Below are 16,159 nucleotides of genomic sequence, written 5' to 3'. Positions count from 1 at the left end.
TCTTGCGTTTTGAACTGCGACGCTCACCCAGCAATGGAGCCGCTCGATGTCCGAACCGATGATTTCGCTCGAGAGCCTGACCAGCACGAAATCCTTCGACCAGTTGCTGGCGACCGCGAAATCCGGTGGCTGCGCGTCTTCATCCTGCGGCTCGTCCGCAAAGCCGGACGACATGGACTCGGCTATCTGGGAGAAGATCAAGGATCACCCCTGCTTTTCAGAGGAAGCGCACCACTATTTTGCGCGCATGCACGTCGCGGTCGCCCCAGCCTGCAACATCCAGTGTAACTATTGCAATCGCAAATATGACTGCGCCAACGAAAGCCGACCTGGGGCTGTCTCGGAAAAGCTGACGCCCGAGCAGGCGCTGCGCAAGGTGATGGCGGTCGCCAACGAAGTGCCGCAGCTTTCCGTGCTCGGCATCGCCGGACCGGGCGATGCCTGTTACGACTGGAAGAAGACAAAGGCAACCTTCGAACAAGAACTTGAATCGAACACCAAGTCTATGACACCGTGAATGCCCCACAGCTGTCATGGCATCCGGCCGGGCAGGCGGGCGCGAACTCGGTCACCCGCCCTGGCGGTACAGATTCCGTAGAGGGCACTGGTACCGGTGCCGACCTCGGGATGAGAGTTGCAATCACTGTCCTGTGCCATAGCGACTGTGTTGACACCCACTCCGATGTAGTCCTTGATGCGCTGACGGGTGAGCGCATCAACAATGCCCCTCGCCGTCTGCCGCACATTCGTCGGCCCGTCAGCCGAACCGGTCGGAGCCTACCCGGTCAAAACAAGGAGCCCTGGTGAAATCCCTCGTCATCTGTTCCGGCGGATTGGCCTCCGTTACGCTCGTGCACAAGGTTGCCGGTGAGCAAACCCTCACGCGCCTTGTGTCCTTCGATTACGGTCAGCGCCACACGAAAGAATTGGACGCCGTACGCGCCTTTGCCACGCGCCTCGACATACCGCACGCCATCGTCGACATCTCCGCCGTCGGGCGCCTCCTGACTGGATCGGCGCTGACCAGCAGCCACCTGTCAGGCACAGGCTCACCAACGAGACCAGAATGACTTATGCAGTCAAAGAGATCTTCCTGACGCTTCAAGGCGAAGGTGCCCAGGCTGGCCGAACCGCCGTCTTTTGCCGCTTCGCCGGCTGCAACCTCTGGTCAGGACGGGAGAGTGACCGGGCCGCGGCGGCATGCCGGTTCTGCGACACGGACTTCGTGGGCACCGATGGCACCTTCGGCGGACGCTATGGCACCGCCGCCGACCTGTGCCACCGCATTGAGGAGCTTTGGGGACCCGGGACCGATCACCGGCTCGTCGTGCTGACGGGAGGTGAGCCGCTGCTCCAGGTCGATGCCGCTCTCATCGATGAGCTGCACCGCCGCTCCTTCTCGATTGCGGTCGAGACGAACGGCACGGTGGAGCCGCCGCCGGGCCTCGATTGGACCTGCGTCAGCCCAAAGGGCAGCACCGCGCTCAGGATCCGTGCCGGCCACGAGCTGAAACTCGTCTATCCGCAGGAGGATGCGCCGCCTGAGCGGTTTGCCTCCTTGCCATTCGAGCGGTTCTCGCTTCAGCCGATGGACGGGCCGGATCAGGTCGCGAACACGGCGCGGGCGGTCGAGTATTGCCTGGCTCAGCCACAATGGCGGCTGAGCCTCCAAACCCATAAGTATTCAGGGATCCGCTGATGTGGGAACTCACTAAGTCGTTTAACTTCGAAGCCGCCCATACACTGACTGGCACCACGCTCGGGCCAGCGAGCGAGGAGATCCATGGCCATTCCTTCCGGGCAGAGGTCGCCGTGCGCGGGCTGCCCGATCCCGAAACGGGCATGCTGATTGATCTTGGCCTGCTGGAATGCAAGCTTGCAGAGATGCGCCGGACGCTCGATCACAAGTTCCTCAACCGCATCGAGGGCCTGGAGCGGCCAACCTTGGAGAACATCACCCGGTTCATCTTCGATGGGGTCAAACATGTCGGGCCGATCGCCAGGGTGACGGTCTACCGCGGTAGCTGCGGCGAAACCTGCACCTACTCCGCGCCGGTCAACCATGAACGCCGCTGATTCCTCCGCTCTCGTGGTCTTCTCGGGCGGGCAGGACTCGACCACCTGTCTGGCTTGGGCGCTGTCGCGCTACGAGCGGGTTGAGACGATCGGATTCTCGTATGGTCAGCGCCACGCCGTCGAAATGGAGTGCCGGGAGCCAATCCCGCAGGCGCTTGCCAGTCTGTCACCGCTCTGGGCCAGCCGCCTCGGACCGGACCGGGTGATCCCGCTCGACGTGCTGGGCGAGGTGAGTGTGAGCGCGCTGACGGCGGACCTGCCGGTGGCCAGCAGCCGCACGGATGGGCTGCCGGCGACCTTCGTGCCCGGGCGCAATCTGGTGTTTCTCAGCTTTGCAGCGATCGTCGCTTTCCAACGCGGCCTCAAGCACGTGGTGACGGGCGTCTGCGAGACGGACTTCAGCGGTTATCCCGATTGCCGCGACGACACGATCAAGGCGCTCCAGGCCGCGCTCAACCTCGGCATGAATGCGCGGCTGGTGCTCGAGACGCCGCTGATGTGGACCGACAAGGCTGGAACCTGGGCCTTGGCCGAGACCTTGGGCGGGACCTCGCTTGTCGATATGATCGTGCAGGAGACGCACACCTGCTACAACGGGGATCGTCGCACCCGGCACGCCTGGGGTTTTGGCTGTGGTGAATGTGATGCCTGTCAGCTGCGGTCAGCCGGGTGGCAGCGTTACACCGAGGTGCGGAGCTGACGGGTTGGGAGCGCGATCATGGGTGGAGATTGTGGCGGAGGCAAGCTTGGTTGACCTCTGCGATCCTAGTGCGCCGCGCAGGGTTCCATCGTTTGATGCGTCGTTCAGGGCAAAACTCAAGGATCTGCTCATCTGGCGGCGCGACGTGCGGCGCTTCCGGCCTGACCCTTTGCCGGAAGGCTTGATCGAGCATCTGCTCGATCTTGCGTGTCTTGCCCCATCCGTCGGGCTCAGCCAGCCATGGCGGTTTGTCACTGTGAACAGTTTCGAGCGCCGGGCCAGAATCCGGGCCAATTTTGAACGTTGCAATGCCGAGGCCCTGGCGGCTCAGCCGCCAGAACGCGCGGGACAGTACGCCCGATTGAAATTGGCAGGACTCGACGAAGCACCCTGTCACATCGCCGTATTCGCGGATGGCTCGACGGCACAGGGGCATGGCTTGGGCCGGCGCACCATGCCTGCGACGATCGAGTACTCGACGGTGATGGCCGTCTACACACTCTGGCTCCTCGCCCGGGCTGAAGGTGTGGGCCTTGGATGGCTGTCAATTCTCGATCCAAAGGAAGTTGTTGCGGCCTTAGACGTGCCGGAAGCCTTGACCTTTGTTGGATACTTCTGTCTTGGATACCCAGAGAGTGAGCAGGATATGCCAGCTCTTGAACGAGCAGGCTGGGAGCGGAGGGTTATGTCGCGCGCGTGCCGCTTGGAACGCTGAGCATATGAACCGGCACGGCGCTTGACCCTCATTCAGCAGGCAACCATGCCCCCGGACGAAGATCTGAAAAGCGACCAAAGCATTGCGGCTTAGAGACGATCAGACATAGGGTGACGGGCGTTCCTCATCTCTCATGTGTGCCTCGGAACTATCGGGAATTTCGTGTGGGGCCATTACGATGATCATGAGGGAGACATCGCATGGCACGCCGCCAGGAATCCCCGGATACCTGACCATCTGCTCGATCAGCTGTTGGCTGGCGTTGACGCCCGATCTGTGTTCGCAAAGGACGGCCTTCTTGACGAGCTGAAGAAGGCTCTCGCGGAGATGGACCAGTATCTCGATCAGGACGGCGAGGCCGGCAATACCCGCAACGGCTATGGCCGCTGGAGCGTGCTCGCCGACACGGGCAAGATCGACCTAGTGGACTTGCATCGCGAAAGATACTGCTGGCGAACGGGCGCGGATTTTCAATCCGCCTGTGGCGGGAGAAACAGGGCGCCCTATGATCGACCGTGGAGGGGAGCGGCCGATGTGAATGTGGTGGTCCCAACCCCGATGGCGAACATGGTCCACGGGCTGCTGCGCACTTGAGAGTGGTGACGCCCAGGCGATCCCGGTTAGGAATGTGATGATCTCGCACAGCCCCGCCCTCCGTTGATGTCTCGAGGAGGAGCCTGCCATGACGCGCAAGTCGCCATCCCGCCTGCAGCGGGATCTCGCCCCGGTCCACCCCCATGCGGCCGCCGTTGATATCGGCGCCCGGATGCATGTGGCGGCCGTCTTGCTCCGCTGTGATCCCGAGCCGGTGCGCACCTTCGGCACATTCACGGGCGACCTGCAGCGCCTCGCCGACTGGTTTGAGCAATGCAGGGTCGCCACGGTGGCCCTGGAGTCGACCGGGGTCTCCTGGATCCCGCTCTACGAGATCCTCACCCAGCGCGGCTTTGCCGTGGTGGTGGTCAATGCCCGCGAGGTCAAGCAGGTGCCGGGCCGCAAGACGGACGTGTGCGACGCCCAGTGGCTGCAGCGTCTGCATGAGTACGGGCTTCTGCGGGCCAGCTTCCACCCGCAAGGCGAGATCGCCACGCTGCGCTCTTATCTGCGCCAGCGCGAGCGCCTCCTGGAAGCTGCCGCCGCCCACATCCAGCCCATGCAGAAGGCGCTGACCCAGATGAACCTGCAGCTCCAGCACGCCGTGGCCGACATCACCGGCCAGACGGGGCTGCGCATCATCCGGGCCCTTGTCGCCGGCGAGCGCGATCCCGACCGCCTGGCCGCCTTGCGCGACGGGCGCTGCAAGACCCCGCTTGCGACTCTGCGCGCCGCGCTGGTCGGCAACGATCGGGAGGAGCACGTCTTCGCCCTGGCCCAGGCGCTGGAGCTGTATGAGATCTACCAGACCAAGGTGGCCGCCTGCGACGAGCGCATTGCGGCCGTACTGGAGCGCCTGCAAGCCCAGAACCCGCCTCCGGCGGCGGCGCTGCCGCTGCCCCGTCGCGCGCAGCCGCAGGCCAATGAGCCGGCCGTACCGGTGCGCGCGGCCCTGCATGCGATCCTCGGGGTCGACCTGACCCAGATCGATGGGATTGGACCCGACCTGGCGCTCAAGCTGGTCAGCGAGTGCGGCACGGATCTCGCGGCCTGGCCGAGCGCCCAGCACTTCACCTCCTGGCTCGGCCTCGCGCCGCACAACAAGATCTCCGGGGGCAAGGTGCTGTCGAGCCGCACGCGCCGCTCCGGCAGCCGGGTCGCGGCGCTGTTGCGGCTGGCCGCGGGCGCGGTCGGGCGCACCCAGACGGCGCTGGGCGCCTTCTACCGGCGGCTCGCCGCGCGGGTGGGCAAGGCCAAGGCGATTACCGCGACGGCGCGCAAGATCGCGGTGCTGGTCTACAACACGCTGAGCCACGGCATGACCTATGCCGATCCCGGGGCGTCCTACTACGAGGAACGCTACCGGCAGCGGGTGCTGAGCAATCTCCGCCGCCGCGCCAAGTCACTCGGCTATGTCCTGGAAAAGGCAGAGCCCGCCTCAACCGCAGTAGTTGTTTCTTAGGAATTCATCATGCTGGGATGGGAGCCATCATGAGCTTGGTAAAGGCGGATTGCCGGGTTCGTGCGAGCGGCGTGCCCGCAAACCAAGCCCCGAGTCGGATGAGGTTCATGGCGGCCGCCGTCAGCACGTGTTGAAGGTGCGTTTTGGCGAGACCGATATAGCGGGAGCGCCGCAGATGCATGACCCGGACGCCTGCCGAAATCGTTCCCTCGATGCCAGCGCGCCGTCGATACTCTTTTGAGAAGGCAAGCTGCCCCTCGCGCTGGCGAGCCGCCTCCAGCGTCTCGTGTTCCTCGCGTGGTCGTAGCGTGAGCAGTCGCCGCCCGCTTCGGGTACACTGTGTCTTCAGGGGACAAGGTCGACAATCTGTTGTCGAGAAACGAACCTTGAAGGCGGTCCGTCCCTGATGGTCGTCGGGACTCCAGCTCTTGCTCTGATGCCCGGCCGGGCAGGTCGCCACTTCCCGCTCCCAATCGAGGCGGAAGTCCTGCACCGTGAAGCCCTCGCCTGAACGGGCCTGCCACTGGTAGTCCTTGGGAGCCGGGCCTAACAGCGCGACACCCTTCCTCCGGCTGGCGACAAGCTGGTCGGCCGCAACATAACCGGCATCGGCCAGATGAGTACCGGGCAGCAGGCCCTTGGCTTCGAGCGCTGCATGGATGTCTTCGGGAGCGTCGCGATCAACGACGGGCGCCGGCGTTGTCTCCACAAGAACCGAAGCGTCGAGGCCAGGATCGGTCAGTTCCAAACCCAGCAGATACTTCCAGTCGACGCGGCTGCGGACAGCATCGGCCGCCCGCCGGTCGGGCAGGTTCTCGGCGAACTGGGCGTCGGTGAAGATCGTTCCGAGCCGGTCGCGCAGGCACAGATAGGGATTACCATGGAGAAAGGCCGCGCGAGCAACGCTTGCGGTCGAAGCTGGGACATCCCCACTCAAAGTCGGGCGGAGCGACATGGAACCTTCCAGGATTGTGACAATTCCCACAAACCCAGAACGCTGACCTCGCCTCAAGGGCTCCAACCCGTTCGCCAGTAGTACCAAAACCGGAGCAAGACCAACGCCCTGCATGCACCCAAGGTGGAGTGTATCGGCGATGGCAAAGCCCGCACGCCGTATGAGTTTGGGTGCAAGGGGAGCGTCGTCACTCCGGCCACAAAGCCTAAGGGCGGCCAGCTCGTGCCGCAGGCCCGAGCCTTGCACGGCAATCCGTATGACGGTCACACGCTGGCAACCGATATCGCCGCAATGACCAGGGTTGAAGTCAAGCGCACGCATGTCGATAAAGGGTTATCACGGCCACGATCACCCAAACCTTTTCCAGGTCTGGATCTCGGGGTCTGGATCTCGGGCCAGGTGCGGCGCACGACAGCCCTGAGGCGCGGGATGAAGCGGCGAGCGAGCCGGTGGTCGGGTATCTGAAAGCCGAGCACCGCACGTGGCACAGTCATTCGAACGGACGTGACGGCGACCGCATCAACGTCCTCCTGATCGCCATCGGCTACAAACTCTCACTCTTGCTGCGCTGGTTGGCGGCACTATTGTGTGTTCTCGTCCCGATGCTGGTGGGCTATGGTCTATCGCCTCAACGGGCGTGACTCAAGCCGGAACAATATCTTCCGGACGACTACGTGTTGTGCCACCGTGTCGTAATCGGGCCGCACAGTGAATGGATGCCGCGCCTCCAACCGCTAATCCAGGATGGTGGCTATGGCTGCCGCGACGCTCATCCGCCCGCCTTCATTTTCTCGGTCAATTTTGGCACCGTATCCACAGCGTGGATGGGTGCCATTTAAACAATGGATTTTACCAGTTCCACCGAATGACGGATAGCAACCGTCAGCTTAGGGGAATAGAACTCGGGTATCAGGATGACTATCGATCTTTGCTCTGCCTCTGTGAAGAATTCTCAGCGAGACGCCAATCATCATCAGAGGCACATGTCTAATACGACCACTTTCTCCGGTCTGCCCAAACTGCATCGCGCCAGCTTGATACGACAAGGTAGCCTAAAGGGCCTAGGCGCTTGCTAACTATAAACCTTCGTATAGCTTTCTCACCCCTTTTTATATCGGCCGATTACCCCCGTATAATTGAGTCAACCTTCGACTTTGCCTTAGCTTCGTGAAGATTGGCAGGTCGCCGATCGCAGGCGCCAGATGCTCCCGGATACGGCCAAATGGCCTTATATCCATCGCAATGAAATCGAGCAGAAGGTGCAGGGAAGGCCAATGGTAGACCTCGTACGAATGGCACATGCACTCGATGTAATCTTGATCGTGGGCCACAATCAATCGGTCCGTGAGGCGTTGATGGACATGCTTTTCTCGGCGGCCTTCATCCCAGAACTGTATCAGACTGCAGACGGGTTCCTGGAACCCAGCCGCGTTCGGACCGCATCCTGCTCGATTGCGAACTACAGGTGCCCGGGGTGACGGGGCTCGATCTACACGAGCATCGGGTCGCATCCCGAAAGGCCGATCCCACGATTCTGCTCACCGGCCGACACGGCGACGGCCACCGGGCGCGGGTGCTGCGAGCCGGCGTGTCCTACTACCTGAGCATGCCATTCAGCGGCAGCGAGCTGCTCTCGTACATCAAATCTACTCCCAAATGCCGGCCGGCGCGGAGGAGGCCCCGATGAATATCGCGACATCAAGCGCTAGGGGAGTTCTCTCAAGGCGCTCTCAACTGCAGTGGAGGCTGTGCTGGGAGAATGAGTTGCAGCTGGCCGACCATCTCGAACTCGCCGACTTCTTTCGAAAGACCTATGAACCGACCGGCGCCTTTAATGGGCAGCTATTCGAAGGCAATCGAAGTTGGGCCAGAGCGAGGCCTGAGCTTCGTGCAATCGGCTACGATGCACGTGGTGTCGCTGCTCATTTGGGTTTACTGCGCCGTTTCATCAAAGTTGGCGGAGTCGATCTGCTGGTAGCTGAACTGGGACTGTACGGGGTACGCGCGGATCTCGAGGGGCTCGGAGTCAGCCACTCAATTCGCGTCATGTATCCAGTGCTGCAAGTGCTTGGCGTTCCATTCGCTTTCGGCACAGTTCGGCCCGCGCTCCAGAACCACATCGCAAGGTTGCTCGGGCGGCCGGCTCTCGCGACGATCGTGCCGGGGGTTCGCGTGCGCTCCACCCAGCCAGATGTGTATCTCGACCTGCCGCCCACGCACGTGGAGGACGTACTCGTTGTAGTTTTACCGATTTTGCGACCGATGAGCGATTGGCCGACAGGTACGATCATAGATCGGAACGGATCGGAGCTATGAAACACCTCAATTACATATCCAAGATGTCCTGTGAGTGCGCTGATGGTACCGGCAGTCGCAGCGTTCATTTAACTTTCGATGACGACCCCAATCCGATCTTCACACCGCAGATCCTCGATATGCTGGCGAAACACCGTGCGCCAGCGACCTTCTTCGTCATCGATGCCTACGCCGCAAAGAACCTCGAGCTAGTCCGTCGACTAATCGCAGAAATGCCTGCGGTAGGCAATCACACGATGACCTATCCCGTGCGCGGGTCCGTCCGAGTGCAACGTGAAATACTTGCGGCGGACGGGGCCATCGGGATGGCCTGCTCGCCGGCCTCGGTGCGCTATAGCCGCGCGCAGTATGGGACTTGGACCGAAGAAGTAGTCTCTGCGTCGACAATGGCGTCGACCATAGGTCTTTCGAAGGAGCTCGCCGCGTTCGATATGGTCGGGGAGCTGCAACTTTTCTCCAGAACAGCCACTACCGAACCTGAGAGCGCCGGCAAAAGCCTCCTCCCTCCTACCGTATCTAGAGGGACGCATCGAATCGTTCCGCAAGAGTGGAAAAAACGATCGTTTCGATGGCACCCATCCACGCTATGAATCCAGGGAAAACATGCGTTTCAAGGGCCTTGATCTAAATCTCCTCGTCGCGCTCGACGCTCTGATGACCAAGCGTAACCTCACGGCGGCGGCACGCAGCATCAACCTGAGCCAGCCGGCCATGAGCGCGGCCGTCGGCCGGTTACGGGCTTATTTCTGTGATGAGCTATTCACCATGGTAGGGCGCGAACTTGTCCTCACACCGCGTGCGGAAGGGCTCGCGTCCGCAGTCCGCGAGACTCTGCTGCATATCCAGCTCTCCATTATGTCCTGTGACCGGTTCAACCCAGCCCAATCGGATCGCCGCTTCCGGATCATCCTTTCCGACTTCATGACACTCGTATTTTTCAGAAAAGTCGTAGAGCGCATTGCCCAGCAAGCTCCCGCCGTCAGCCTCGAATTGTTGCCACTCGACGACGACCCCGATGAACTTCTCCGGCGCGGTGACATTGACTTTCTAATCCTTCCCGAATTGTTTATGTCGGACATGCATCCGAGAGAGGCACTGTTCGACGAGACACTCGTATGTGTAGGCTGCGGCATGAACAAGCAGCTCCCACGGCAGCTTACATTCGAGAAATACATGTCAATGGGGCACGTTGCGGTCAAGTTCGGACGGACGCGAAGGCCCTCTGTTGAGGATTGGTTTTTGCTCGAGCACGGTTTCAAGAGACGGCTCGAGATCATCGTAGACGCCTTCACCATGATCCCGCCCGTGCTATCAGGCACCGACCGTATAGCGACGATCCCGTTGCGCCTGGCCAAGCATTTCGCAAAGACGATGCCCCTACGGATCGTCGAATCTCCTTTGCCACTTCCCCCTTTTACCGAAGCCGTCCAATGGCCTGCCTTTCACAATACTGATCCAGCAAGCATCTGGATGCGCGAGGTGTTATTGCACCAGGCGTCGCTCATGGCCTCCTCGTGTGAACCCATTGAACACCTCAGGCGCTCCAATACTACCTCAGCATGATTGCCACTCCGCGTGATCTTGCGACGGAAGGCAATCTTCCCTTCGACATCGCAGCGCCTGTAGCAGCGATCCGAACCTATGCTGAAAGTGCTGTGCGCCTTCTTCAGAGCGACCGGACACAAGACACTGCTGGGAATTTGAGCTCGATCATCGCCATGACCGGAAGGATCGGGCCAATTGCAGCAACACTACATTCCTTCTCCCTCCGCGCAACCGGATCGATGGGGCCGATCCCAGCTGAAGAGGCGATCAATGGTGCTCTGTCGCTCCTTTCGGGCCGAATTTGTGATTCCGGGGTGATGATCGAACGAAAACGGAGCCACTCGTCTCCAACTGTAGTGGCAAGCCGCATCCGATTGGAGCAGATTCTCGTCAACCCTTTTTCAGAATGCACTCGACGCCTCGAAGGACCACCCGGAATCTCGGGTCGAAATCGCGCTTGCCGAGATGGGAGAAATGGTCGCCATTTCCGTTCGAGATAACGGTCCCCGCCTTGCCCCCGAAATTCGCCGGAACCTTTTCATGCCGTTTACCACCAATAAGGAAAAAGGCCTCGGTCTTAGCCTGATTATCTCAGAAGATATCTCATGGGAGCTCGGCGGGTCATTGCGGCTCGATATGATCCATGAGAAAGGGTCTTCCTTCACTATCGAGCTGAGACGTGCAGCATGAGTGCTGAAGAACGACCGGTTATATTTGTGGATAATGACGAAGATCTGCTACGGGCAACTAAGCAGATGCTGGAGCTTGCCCGCTTCTGTCCGATCCTCTTCCGCTCGGCCGAGACCGCGCTCTCCAGGATTGATAAGGATTTCGAGGGTCCCGTCGTGAGCAACATTCGCATGCCTGGAATGGACGGACTCCAGCTCTTCGAGCGAGTAAAGGCGATCGACCCAGATATTCCAGTCGTCCTCATCACCGGGCATGGTGACGTCGAGTTGGCCGTCGCCGCCATCCAGGGCGGTGCCTACGATTTCATCCCAAAGCCATATGCGACGGAGCGGCTTCTGGAGACGCTGCATCGTGCTTCGGGGAAACGGCGCTTGGCTCTGGAAAATAGACGTTTAAAGGACACGGTCACTCGTTCCGCTGGCGATTTGCCGCTCATCGGCGAGGCGCCAGCCATGATGCGGCTGCGCAAAACGCTCCGCCAAATCGCCGATACTAATGTGGACGTCCTCGTGGAAGGCGAAACTGGCACCGGCAAGGAGGTAGTCGCTGAGCTGCTGCACCAGTGGAGCAAGCGGCGCACGAAGCCCTTCGTTGCACTGAATTGCGGTGCGCTACCGGAAAGCCTCATCGAGAGCGAGCTTTTCGGACATGAGGCAGGCGCCTTCTCGGGAGCGCAGAGGCGCCGGATCGGGCGGATTGAGCATTCGAACGGTGGGACGCTCTTCCTCGACGAAATCGAGTCTATGCCGCCCCCGCTTCAGGTGAAGCTGCTGAGGGTGCTCGAAACCCGGCAGATCACGCCGCTCGGCACCAACGAAACCAGAAGCATCGACCTTCGTGTCGTCGCTGCGACGAAGGTCGATCTCGGTGATCCAACGATCCGCAGGGATTTCCGGGAAGACCTCTATTTCCGACTGAACGTAGTGACGCTACGCATCCCCCCCTTCGCGAGCGCCACGAAGACATTCCGGTACTTTTCGGCCATTTTCTGGAGCGGGCATCCAAACGCTTTGACCAGCCGGTGCAGGAATTGACCGCGGCCGTGCGCAACCATCTCATGAGCCACAAGTGGCCCGGCAATGTTCGCGAACTCATTCATTTTGCCGACCGCGTCGCCCTAGGGCTCGAACCGGTATTGGAAACTTCGGTTGCTTCGACTCAAAAATGCTGGGCTTCACCCAGCATAAGCCTTGCTGAAAAGGTGCGCCGTTATGAAGCAACTGTAATTCACGAAGCCTTGCAGGAACATTGCGGCGATGTCCAACAAGTAATAGAATCGCTTAGAATGCCCCGCAAGACCTTTTACGATAAGCTGAAACGTCACGGGATAAAATCGGCCGATTATCGAAAGGATCGCGACGCTTCGAAAGCTTCGTGAACTTTCGCATCGTGGAAGGACCGCGATGATGTGTTGGCGCCAGCGCTCGGAAGAGTTAGAGCACGCTTGTGCCGATTGCCACGCTTCTTTGCCCTAATCCGCATCGTGGTTGATCTCATGGACGACCCTGGCCGCGTTCTGCCCAAGAATAATCAGCCGGTTCGCCTACGCGAGTTCATCGCGCAGGCGATGGGCCCTGGCCTCGGCATTCTCGCGTTCGGCGATCTCGTCAGCGAGCACTTCGTTCTTGCGACGGAGATTCGCCGTACTCAGGTTGACGCGGTACTCGAGTTCGGCATTCTTGCGCGCAAGCGCTTCCTGGTCTTGCTTCGCTTAAGATACTGCTGGCGAACGGGGTGGAGCGATTGAGGCAGGCTCGGCGTTCAGGCTGTAGGGGGCTTGGGTTCAGACCTGGAGGGTTCTCATGTCGCTCCGCCCGACTTTGAGTGGGAATGTCCCAGCGTCAACCGCAACCGTTGCCCGTGCGGCCTTTCCCCGTGGCAATCCCTATCTGCGCTTGCGTGACCACCTCGGGACGATTTTTACCGACGCCCAGTTCGCACCCCTCTTCGCCCCTTGCGGGCAACCGGCGGAATGCCCGTGGCGGCTGGCGCTGGTGACCCTGCTCCAGTTCGCCGAGAACCTGCCCGACCGGCGCGCGGCCGATGCGGTCCGCGGTCGCATCGACTGGAAGTATCTGCTCGGCCTGGAGCTGACCGACCCTGGCTTCGACGCTTCGGTTCTGAGCGAGTTCCGCGGCCGTCTCGTGGCCGGCGGCGCGGAGGAGCATCTGCTCGACACGCTGTTGGCGCTGTGCCGTGACCTGAAGCTGCTCAGTGCCCGGGGCCGGCAGCGCACCGACTCGACCCATGTGCTCGGAACCGTCCGTTCCCTGAACCGTCTCGAATGCGTGACCGAAACCCTGCGCGCGGCCCTGAATGCCTTGGCGATAGCGGCCCCCGAGTGGCTGCGCGCTGAGGCGGATCCTGCTTGGCTGGAGCGATATGACCGGCGGGCTGGCGATCATGACGTGCCGCAAGGCGAGACGAAGCGGCGTGCTCATGCCGAGCAGATCGGCCGCGATGGTCATCAGTTGCTTGCGGCCATCATGGCTCCTGGCGCTCCGATATGGCTGCGTCAGATCCCGGCCGTTGAGTTGCTGCGGCAGGCCTGGCTCCAGAATTTCTCCATCATTGGCGATGTCCCGGCCGCCGGATCTAAGGCCACTCCCCTGGTGCGATGGCGGACCGAACAGGAGGGATTTCCACCCTCGCTGTTGATGCTCGCCTCGCCCTACGATCCGGAGGTGCACTACGCCAGGAAGCAGTCCACGATCTGGATCGGCTACAAGGTGCATCTGACCGAGACGTGCGATGAGGGCGGACCACACCTGATCACGCATGTGGAGACTACGCCGGCACCTGTCGTTGATCGCGACGCGCTCGAAGACATCCATGCAGCGCTCGAAGCCAAGGGCCTGCTGCCCGGTACTCATCTGGCCGATGCCGGTTATGTTGCGGCCGACCAGCTTGTCGCCAGCCGGAGGAAGGGTGTCGCGCTGTTAGGCCCGGCTCCCAAGGATGATCAATGGCAGGCCCGTTCAGGCGAGGGCTTCACGGTGCAGGACTTCCGCCTCGATTGGGAGCGGGAAGTGGCGACCTGCCCGGCCGGGCATCAGAGCAAGAGCTGGAGTCCCGACGACCATCAGGGACGGACCGCCTTCAAGGTTCGTTTCTCGACAACAGATTGTCGACCTTGTCCCCTGAAGACACAGTGTACCCGAAGCGGGCGGCGACTGCTCACGCTACGACCACGCGAGGAACACGAGACGCTGGAGGCGGCTCGCCAGCGCGAGGGGCAGCTTGCCTTCTCAAAAGAGTATCGACGGCGCGCTGGCATCGAGGGAACGATTTCGGCAGGCGTCCGGGTCATGCATCTGCGGCGCTCGCGCTATATCGGTCTCGCCAAAACGCACCTTCAACACGTGCTGACGGCGGCCGCCATGAACCTCATCCGACTCGGGGCTTGGTTTGCGGGCACGCCGCTCGCACGAACCCGGCAATCCGCCTTTACCAAGCTCATGATGGCTCCCATCCCAGCATGATCAATTCGCCAGCAGTATCCTTTTCGGAGCAAGTCCACCGGAGCGCTGCATCCATATCGGCGACCGCGAGAACGACATCTACGAATTCTTCTGCACGGCTCGCGCTCTGGGCACGCACTTTCTGGTCCGGACCTGTGTGGATCGGCCGGCGGGCGATGGCCAGCACACCATCGCGGACGAGATGCAGGAGGTGAGGGTCAAAGGGCTGCAGCAGGTTGAGGTTCGCGGCCCAAAAGGCCATGTGAGCCTTGCGACCGTGGAGCTCAAATACCGCCGGATCCACGTCCTGCTCCCGATCGGCAAGCGGAAGCGCTATCCGGCTCTCACCCTGACGGTCATCCACGCGCAGGAACGTGATAAGCCGCGCGATCGGGCGCAGATCGACTGGAAGTTGATCACAGATCTGCCGGTACAATCCCGCGCCGACGCGATCCAGATTCTCGACTGGTACGCCCTGCGCTGGAAGGTCGAGCTGTTCCACAAGATCCTCAAATCCGGGTGCCGGGCGGAGGAAAGCAAGCTCAGAACGGCTGAGTGGCTGGTGAACCTGCTCAGCATCTACTGCATCGTGAGCTGGCGGATCTTCTGGCTGGCGATGCTCAATCGTGTCGTTCCGGACGTGTCGCCACATCTGGCCTTGACGGGCCTGCTCGACGAGTTGGTGCGAGACAAGGGTCAGGTGTTGCTGCGGAGCAAGACGCTCTCCTACTACTTAACCAAGATCGCCTGCATGGGCTATCTCGCCCGTGGCCATGATCCTCCGCCAGGAAACACCGTCATGTGGAGAGGGCTCTCGCGCCTGATGGATATCGAACTCGGCGCTAGGATTGGAGCACAAATCTATGGGTAATTGAAAGCCGCGCCAAGCGCATACTGCGTGGCCCTGCCCTTCGCTATCGCCTCGGTGAAGTAGTGGCGGAAACGGTAGTCATTACCGACAAATCTGGTCCGCTCGCCGGCGTTGCTCGCGGCGACCGCTATGCCCCCTGTGTTGATGACATAGACCACGGAAGCCATGGCGTCCCGGGCAATACCACAAAGCTTGTCGTCGAGCCCAGAATCCTTGGCATGGTCCGGGCTGCGAAACATCTCCTGAACCGCACCATCGCGTGCCAAGATCAGCGGAATCAGTTTCTGCTTCTCGACGTTTCCTTCCAAAGCGTCGGCTGCGAGTGGGAGCGCGGCAAGAGCACGGTCCCGTAGGGCGTACTCCGCTCTGGTGCTGGCGATGCGGCCCTTTGCAAGGACGACAAACGAGAGTGCCGCACCAAGAAGTGCAAGCAAGACCGCAAGCCAGAAAGATCGGCCATTGGCCGATCTGCCCCGGAAGGTCCATGGCGTTTGCTGGAAGGTGCCTTTGTCGACGTCGTCTTCTGCTACCGCATTCTCCAGACTGATCATTGACGAATCTTAGTGCGGGATCCCGCCAGAGGGACGACCGCCAACGCGGCAATTCGCACAGGCTTGCTGCACAAAGGTTTCAAGATACCTGAAATCCGCGCGATTCGCCCGTTCTTGGTTTGGCATGATTCTTGCGATCAAGGTCGCAGTAGCATTCGACAGGAGCGACGTCCGGAGAAGCTCCAAGAGCGAGCAGGAGCCCGCCCCGATCCGGCCAAGGAGA

The 16,159-nt window shown here is 61.1% G+C and carries 14 protein-coding genes and 5 pseudogenes; 17 read left to right on the top strand and 2 right to left on the bottom strand.

The annotated features are described in order from the left end of the window. Positions 1-46 precede the first annotated feature (46 nt). The 8 genes and pseudogenes from ACD578_RS30260 to ACD578_RS30225 all read left to right on the top strand — a co-directional run. A pseudogene (locus ACD578_RS30260) lies at positions 47-481 on the top strand (nitrogenase cofactor biosynthesis protein NifB); the annotation flags it as partial. 322 nt (positions 482-803) lie between these two features. Further along, positions 804-1,025, top strand: a pseudogene (locus tag ACD578_RS30255) (7-cyano-7-deazaguanine synthase); the annotation flags it as partial. 41 nt (positions 1,026-1,066) lie between these two features. Next, positions 1,067-1,699 carry a 7-carboxy-7-deazaguanine synthase gene (queE, locus tag ACD578_RS30250; RefSeq protein WP_404294667.1) on the top strand — a complete coding sequence of 211 codons (633 nt, stop codon included), beginning with the start codon at positions 1,067-1,069 and terminating at the stop codon, positions 1,697-1,699. Continuing rightward, positions 1,699-2,076, top strand: a complete 378-nt coding sequence (locus ACD578_RS30245; RefSeq protein ID WP_404294665.1) for a 6-pyruvoyl trahydropterin synthase family protein — start codon at positions 1,699-1,701, stop codon at positions 2,074-2,076. Before queE ends, ACD578_RS30245 begins: the two co-directional genes overlap by 1 nt. Continuing rightward, complete coding sequence (gene queC, locus ACD578_RS30240; RefSeq protein ID WP_404294663.1) at positions 2,063-2,776, top strand: 7-cyano-7-deazaguanine synthase QueC; 714 nt, start codon at positions 2,063-2,065, stop codon at positions 2,774-2,776. Before ACD578_RS30245 ends, queC begins: the two co-directional genes overlap by 14 nt. 31 nt (positions 2,777-2,807) lie before the next feature. Further along, the gene (gene bluB / locus ACD578_RS30235; protein WP_404295571.1) at positions 2,808-3,491 is read left to right on the top strand and encodes a 5,6-dimethylbenzimidazole synthase; all 684 of its coding nucleotides are present in this window, start codon (positions 2,808-2,810) and stop codon (positions 3,489-3,491) included. A gap of 200 nt (positions 3,492-3,691) precedes the next feature. Continuing rightward, positions 3,692-3,914 (top strand): annotated as a pseudogene (locus ACD578_RS30230) (IS256 family transposase); the annotation flags it as partial. Between the two features lie 259 nt (positions 3,915-4,173). Continuing rightward, positions 4,174-5,547, top strand: coding sequence for an IS110 family transposase (locus ACD578_RS30225; RefSeq protein ID WP_404294661.1), 1,374 nt, complete (start codon positions 4,174-4,176; stop codon positions 5,545-5,547). Between the two features lie 7 nt (positions 5,548-5,554). Here ACD578_RS30225 and ACD578_RS30220 read toward each other — a convergent pair whose 3' ends face one another. Continuing rightward, positions 5,555-6,502 carry a transposase gene (locus ACD578_RS30220; protein ID WP_404294659.1) on the bottom strand — a complete coding sequence of 316 codons (948 nt, stop codon included), beginning with the start codon at positions 6,500-6,502 and terminating at the stop codon, positions 5,555-5,557. An 84-nt stretch (positions 6,503-6,586) separates the two neighbouring features. Here ACD578_RS30220 and ACD578_RS30215 point away from each other — a divergent pair. From ACD578_RS30215 to ACD578_RS30175, 9 genes and pseudogenes are all read left to right on the top strand, one after another. Beyond that, positions 6,587-7,143 (top strand): annotated as a pseudogene (locus ACD578_RS30215) (IS5/IS1182 family transposase); the annotation flags it as partial. A gap of 1,042 nt (positions 7,144-8,185) precedes the next feature. Beyond that, positions 8,186-8,818 carry a NodA family N-acyltransferase gene (locus ACD578_RS30210; protein WP_404294657.1) on the top strand — a complete coding sequence of 211 codons (633 nt, stop codon included), beginning with the start codon at positions 8,186-8,188 and terminating at the stop codon, positions 8,816-8,818. Then, positions 8,815-9,408, top strand: a complete 594-nt coding sequence (locus tag ACD578_RS30205) for a polysaccharide deacetylase family protein (RefSeq protein ID WP_404294656.1) — start codon at positions 8,815-8,817, stop codon at positions 9,406-9,408. Before ACD578_RS30210 ends, ACD578_RS30205 begins: the two co-directional genes overlap by 4 nt. Before the next feature lie 13 nt (positions 9,409-9,421). Continuing rightward, positions 9,422-10,381 carry a LysR family transcriptional regulator gene (locus ACD578_RS30200; RefSeq protein ID WP_404294654.1) on the top strand — a complete coding sequence of 320 codons (960 nt, stop codon included), beginning with the start codon at positions 9,422-9,424 and terminating at the stop codon, positions 10,379-10,381. Between the two features lie 432 nt (positions 10,382-10,813). Further along, positions 10,814-11,053, top strand: coding sequence for an ATP-binding protein (locus tag ACD578_RS30195; RefSeq protein WP_404295568.1), 240 nt, complete (start codon positions 10,814-10,816; stop codon positions 11,051-11,053). Continuing rightward, positions 11,050-12,431: pseudogene (locus tag ACD578_RS30190) on the top strand (sigma-54-dependent transcriptional regulator). The gene ACD578_RS30195 and the pseudogene ACD578_RS30190 overlap by 4 nt, the downstream one beginning before the upstream one ends. A gap of 117 nt (positions 12,432-12,548) precedes the next feature. Continuing rightward, positions 12,549-12,800, top strand: coding sequence for a hypothetical protein (locus tag ACD578_RS30185; protein WP_404294652.1), 252 nt, complete (start codon positions 12,549-12,551; stop codon positions 12,798-12,800). A 55-nt stretch (positions 12,801-12,855) separates the two neighbouring features. After that, entirely contained in the window at positions 12,856-14,535 is a 1,680-nt protein-coding gene (locus ACD578_RS30180) for an IS1182 family transposase (RefSeq protein WP_404294577.1), read from the top strand. A 16-nt stretch (positions 14,536-14,551) separates the two neighbouring features. Continuing rightward, entirely contained in the window at positions 14,552-15,385 is an 834-nt protein-coding gene (locus ACD578_RS30175; RefSeq protein ID WP_404295565.1) for an IS4 family transposase, read from the top strand. Here the strand turns inward: ACD578_RS30175 and ACD578_RS30170 are convergent. Further along, the gene (locus ACD578_RS30170; RefSeq protein ID WP_404294650.1) at positions 15,376-15,936 is read right to left on the bottom strand and encodes a hypothetical protein; all 561 of its coding nucleotides are present in this window, start codon (positions 15,934-15,936) and stop codon (positions 15,376-15,378) included. The genes ACD578_RS30175 and ACD578_RS30170 overlap by 10 nt on opposite strands. Positions 15,937-16,159: the final 223 nt, after the last annotated feature.

It is taken from the genome of Microvirga sp. RSM25 (assembly GCF_044784385.1).
In the GTDB taxonomy this organism is placed as follows: domain Bacteria; phylum Pseudomonadota; class Alphaproteobacteria; order Rhizobiales; family Beijerinckiaceae; genus Microvirga; species Microvirga tunisiensis.
The sequence above is the reverse complement of the archived record's forward strand: the minus strand, read 5'-3'. Positions and strand labels throughout refer to the sequence as shown.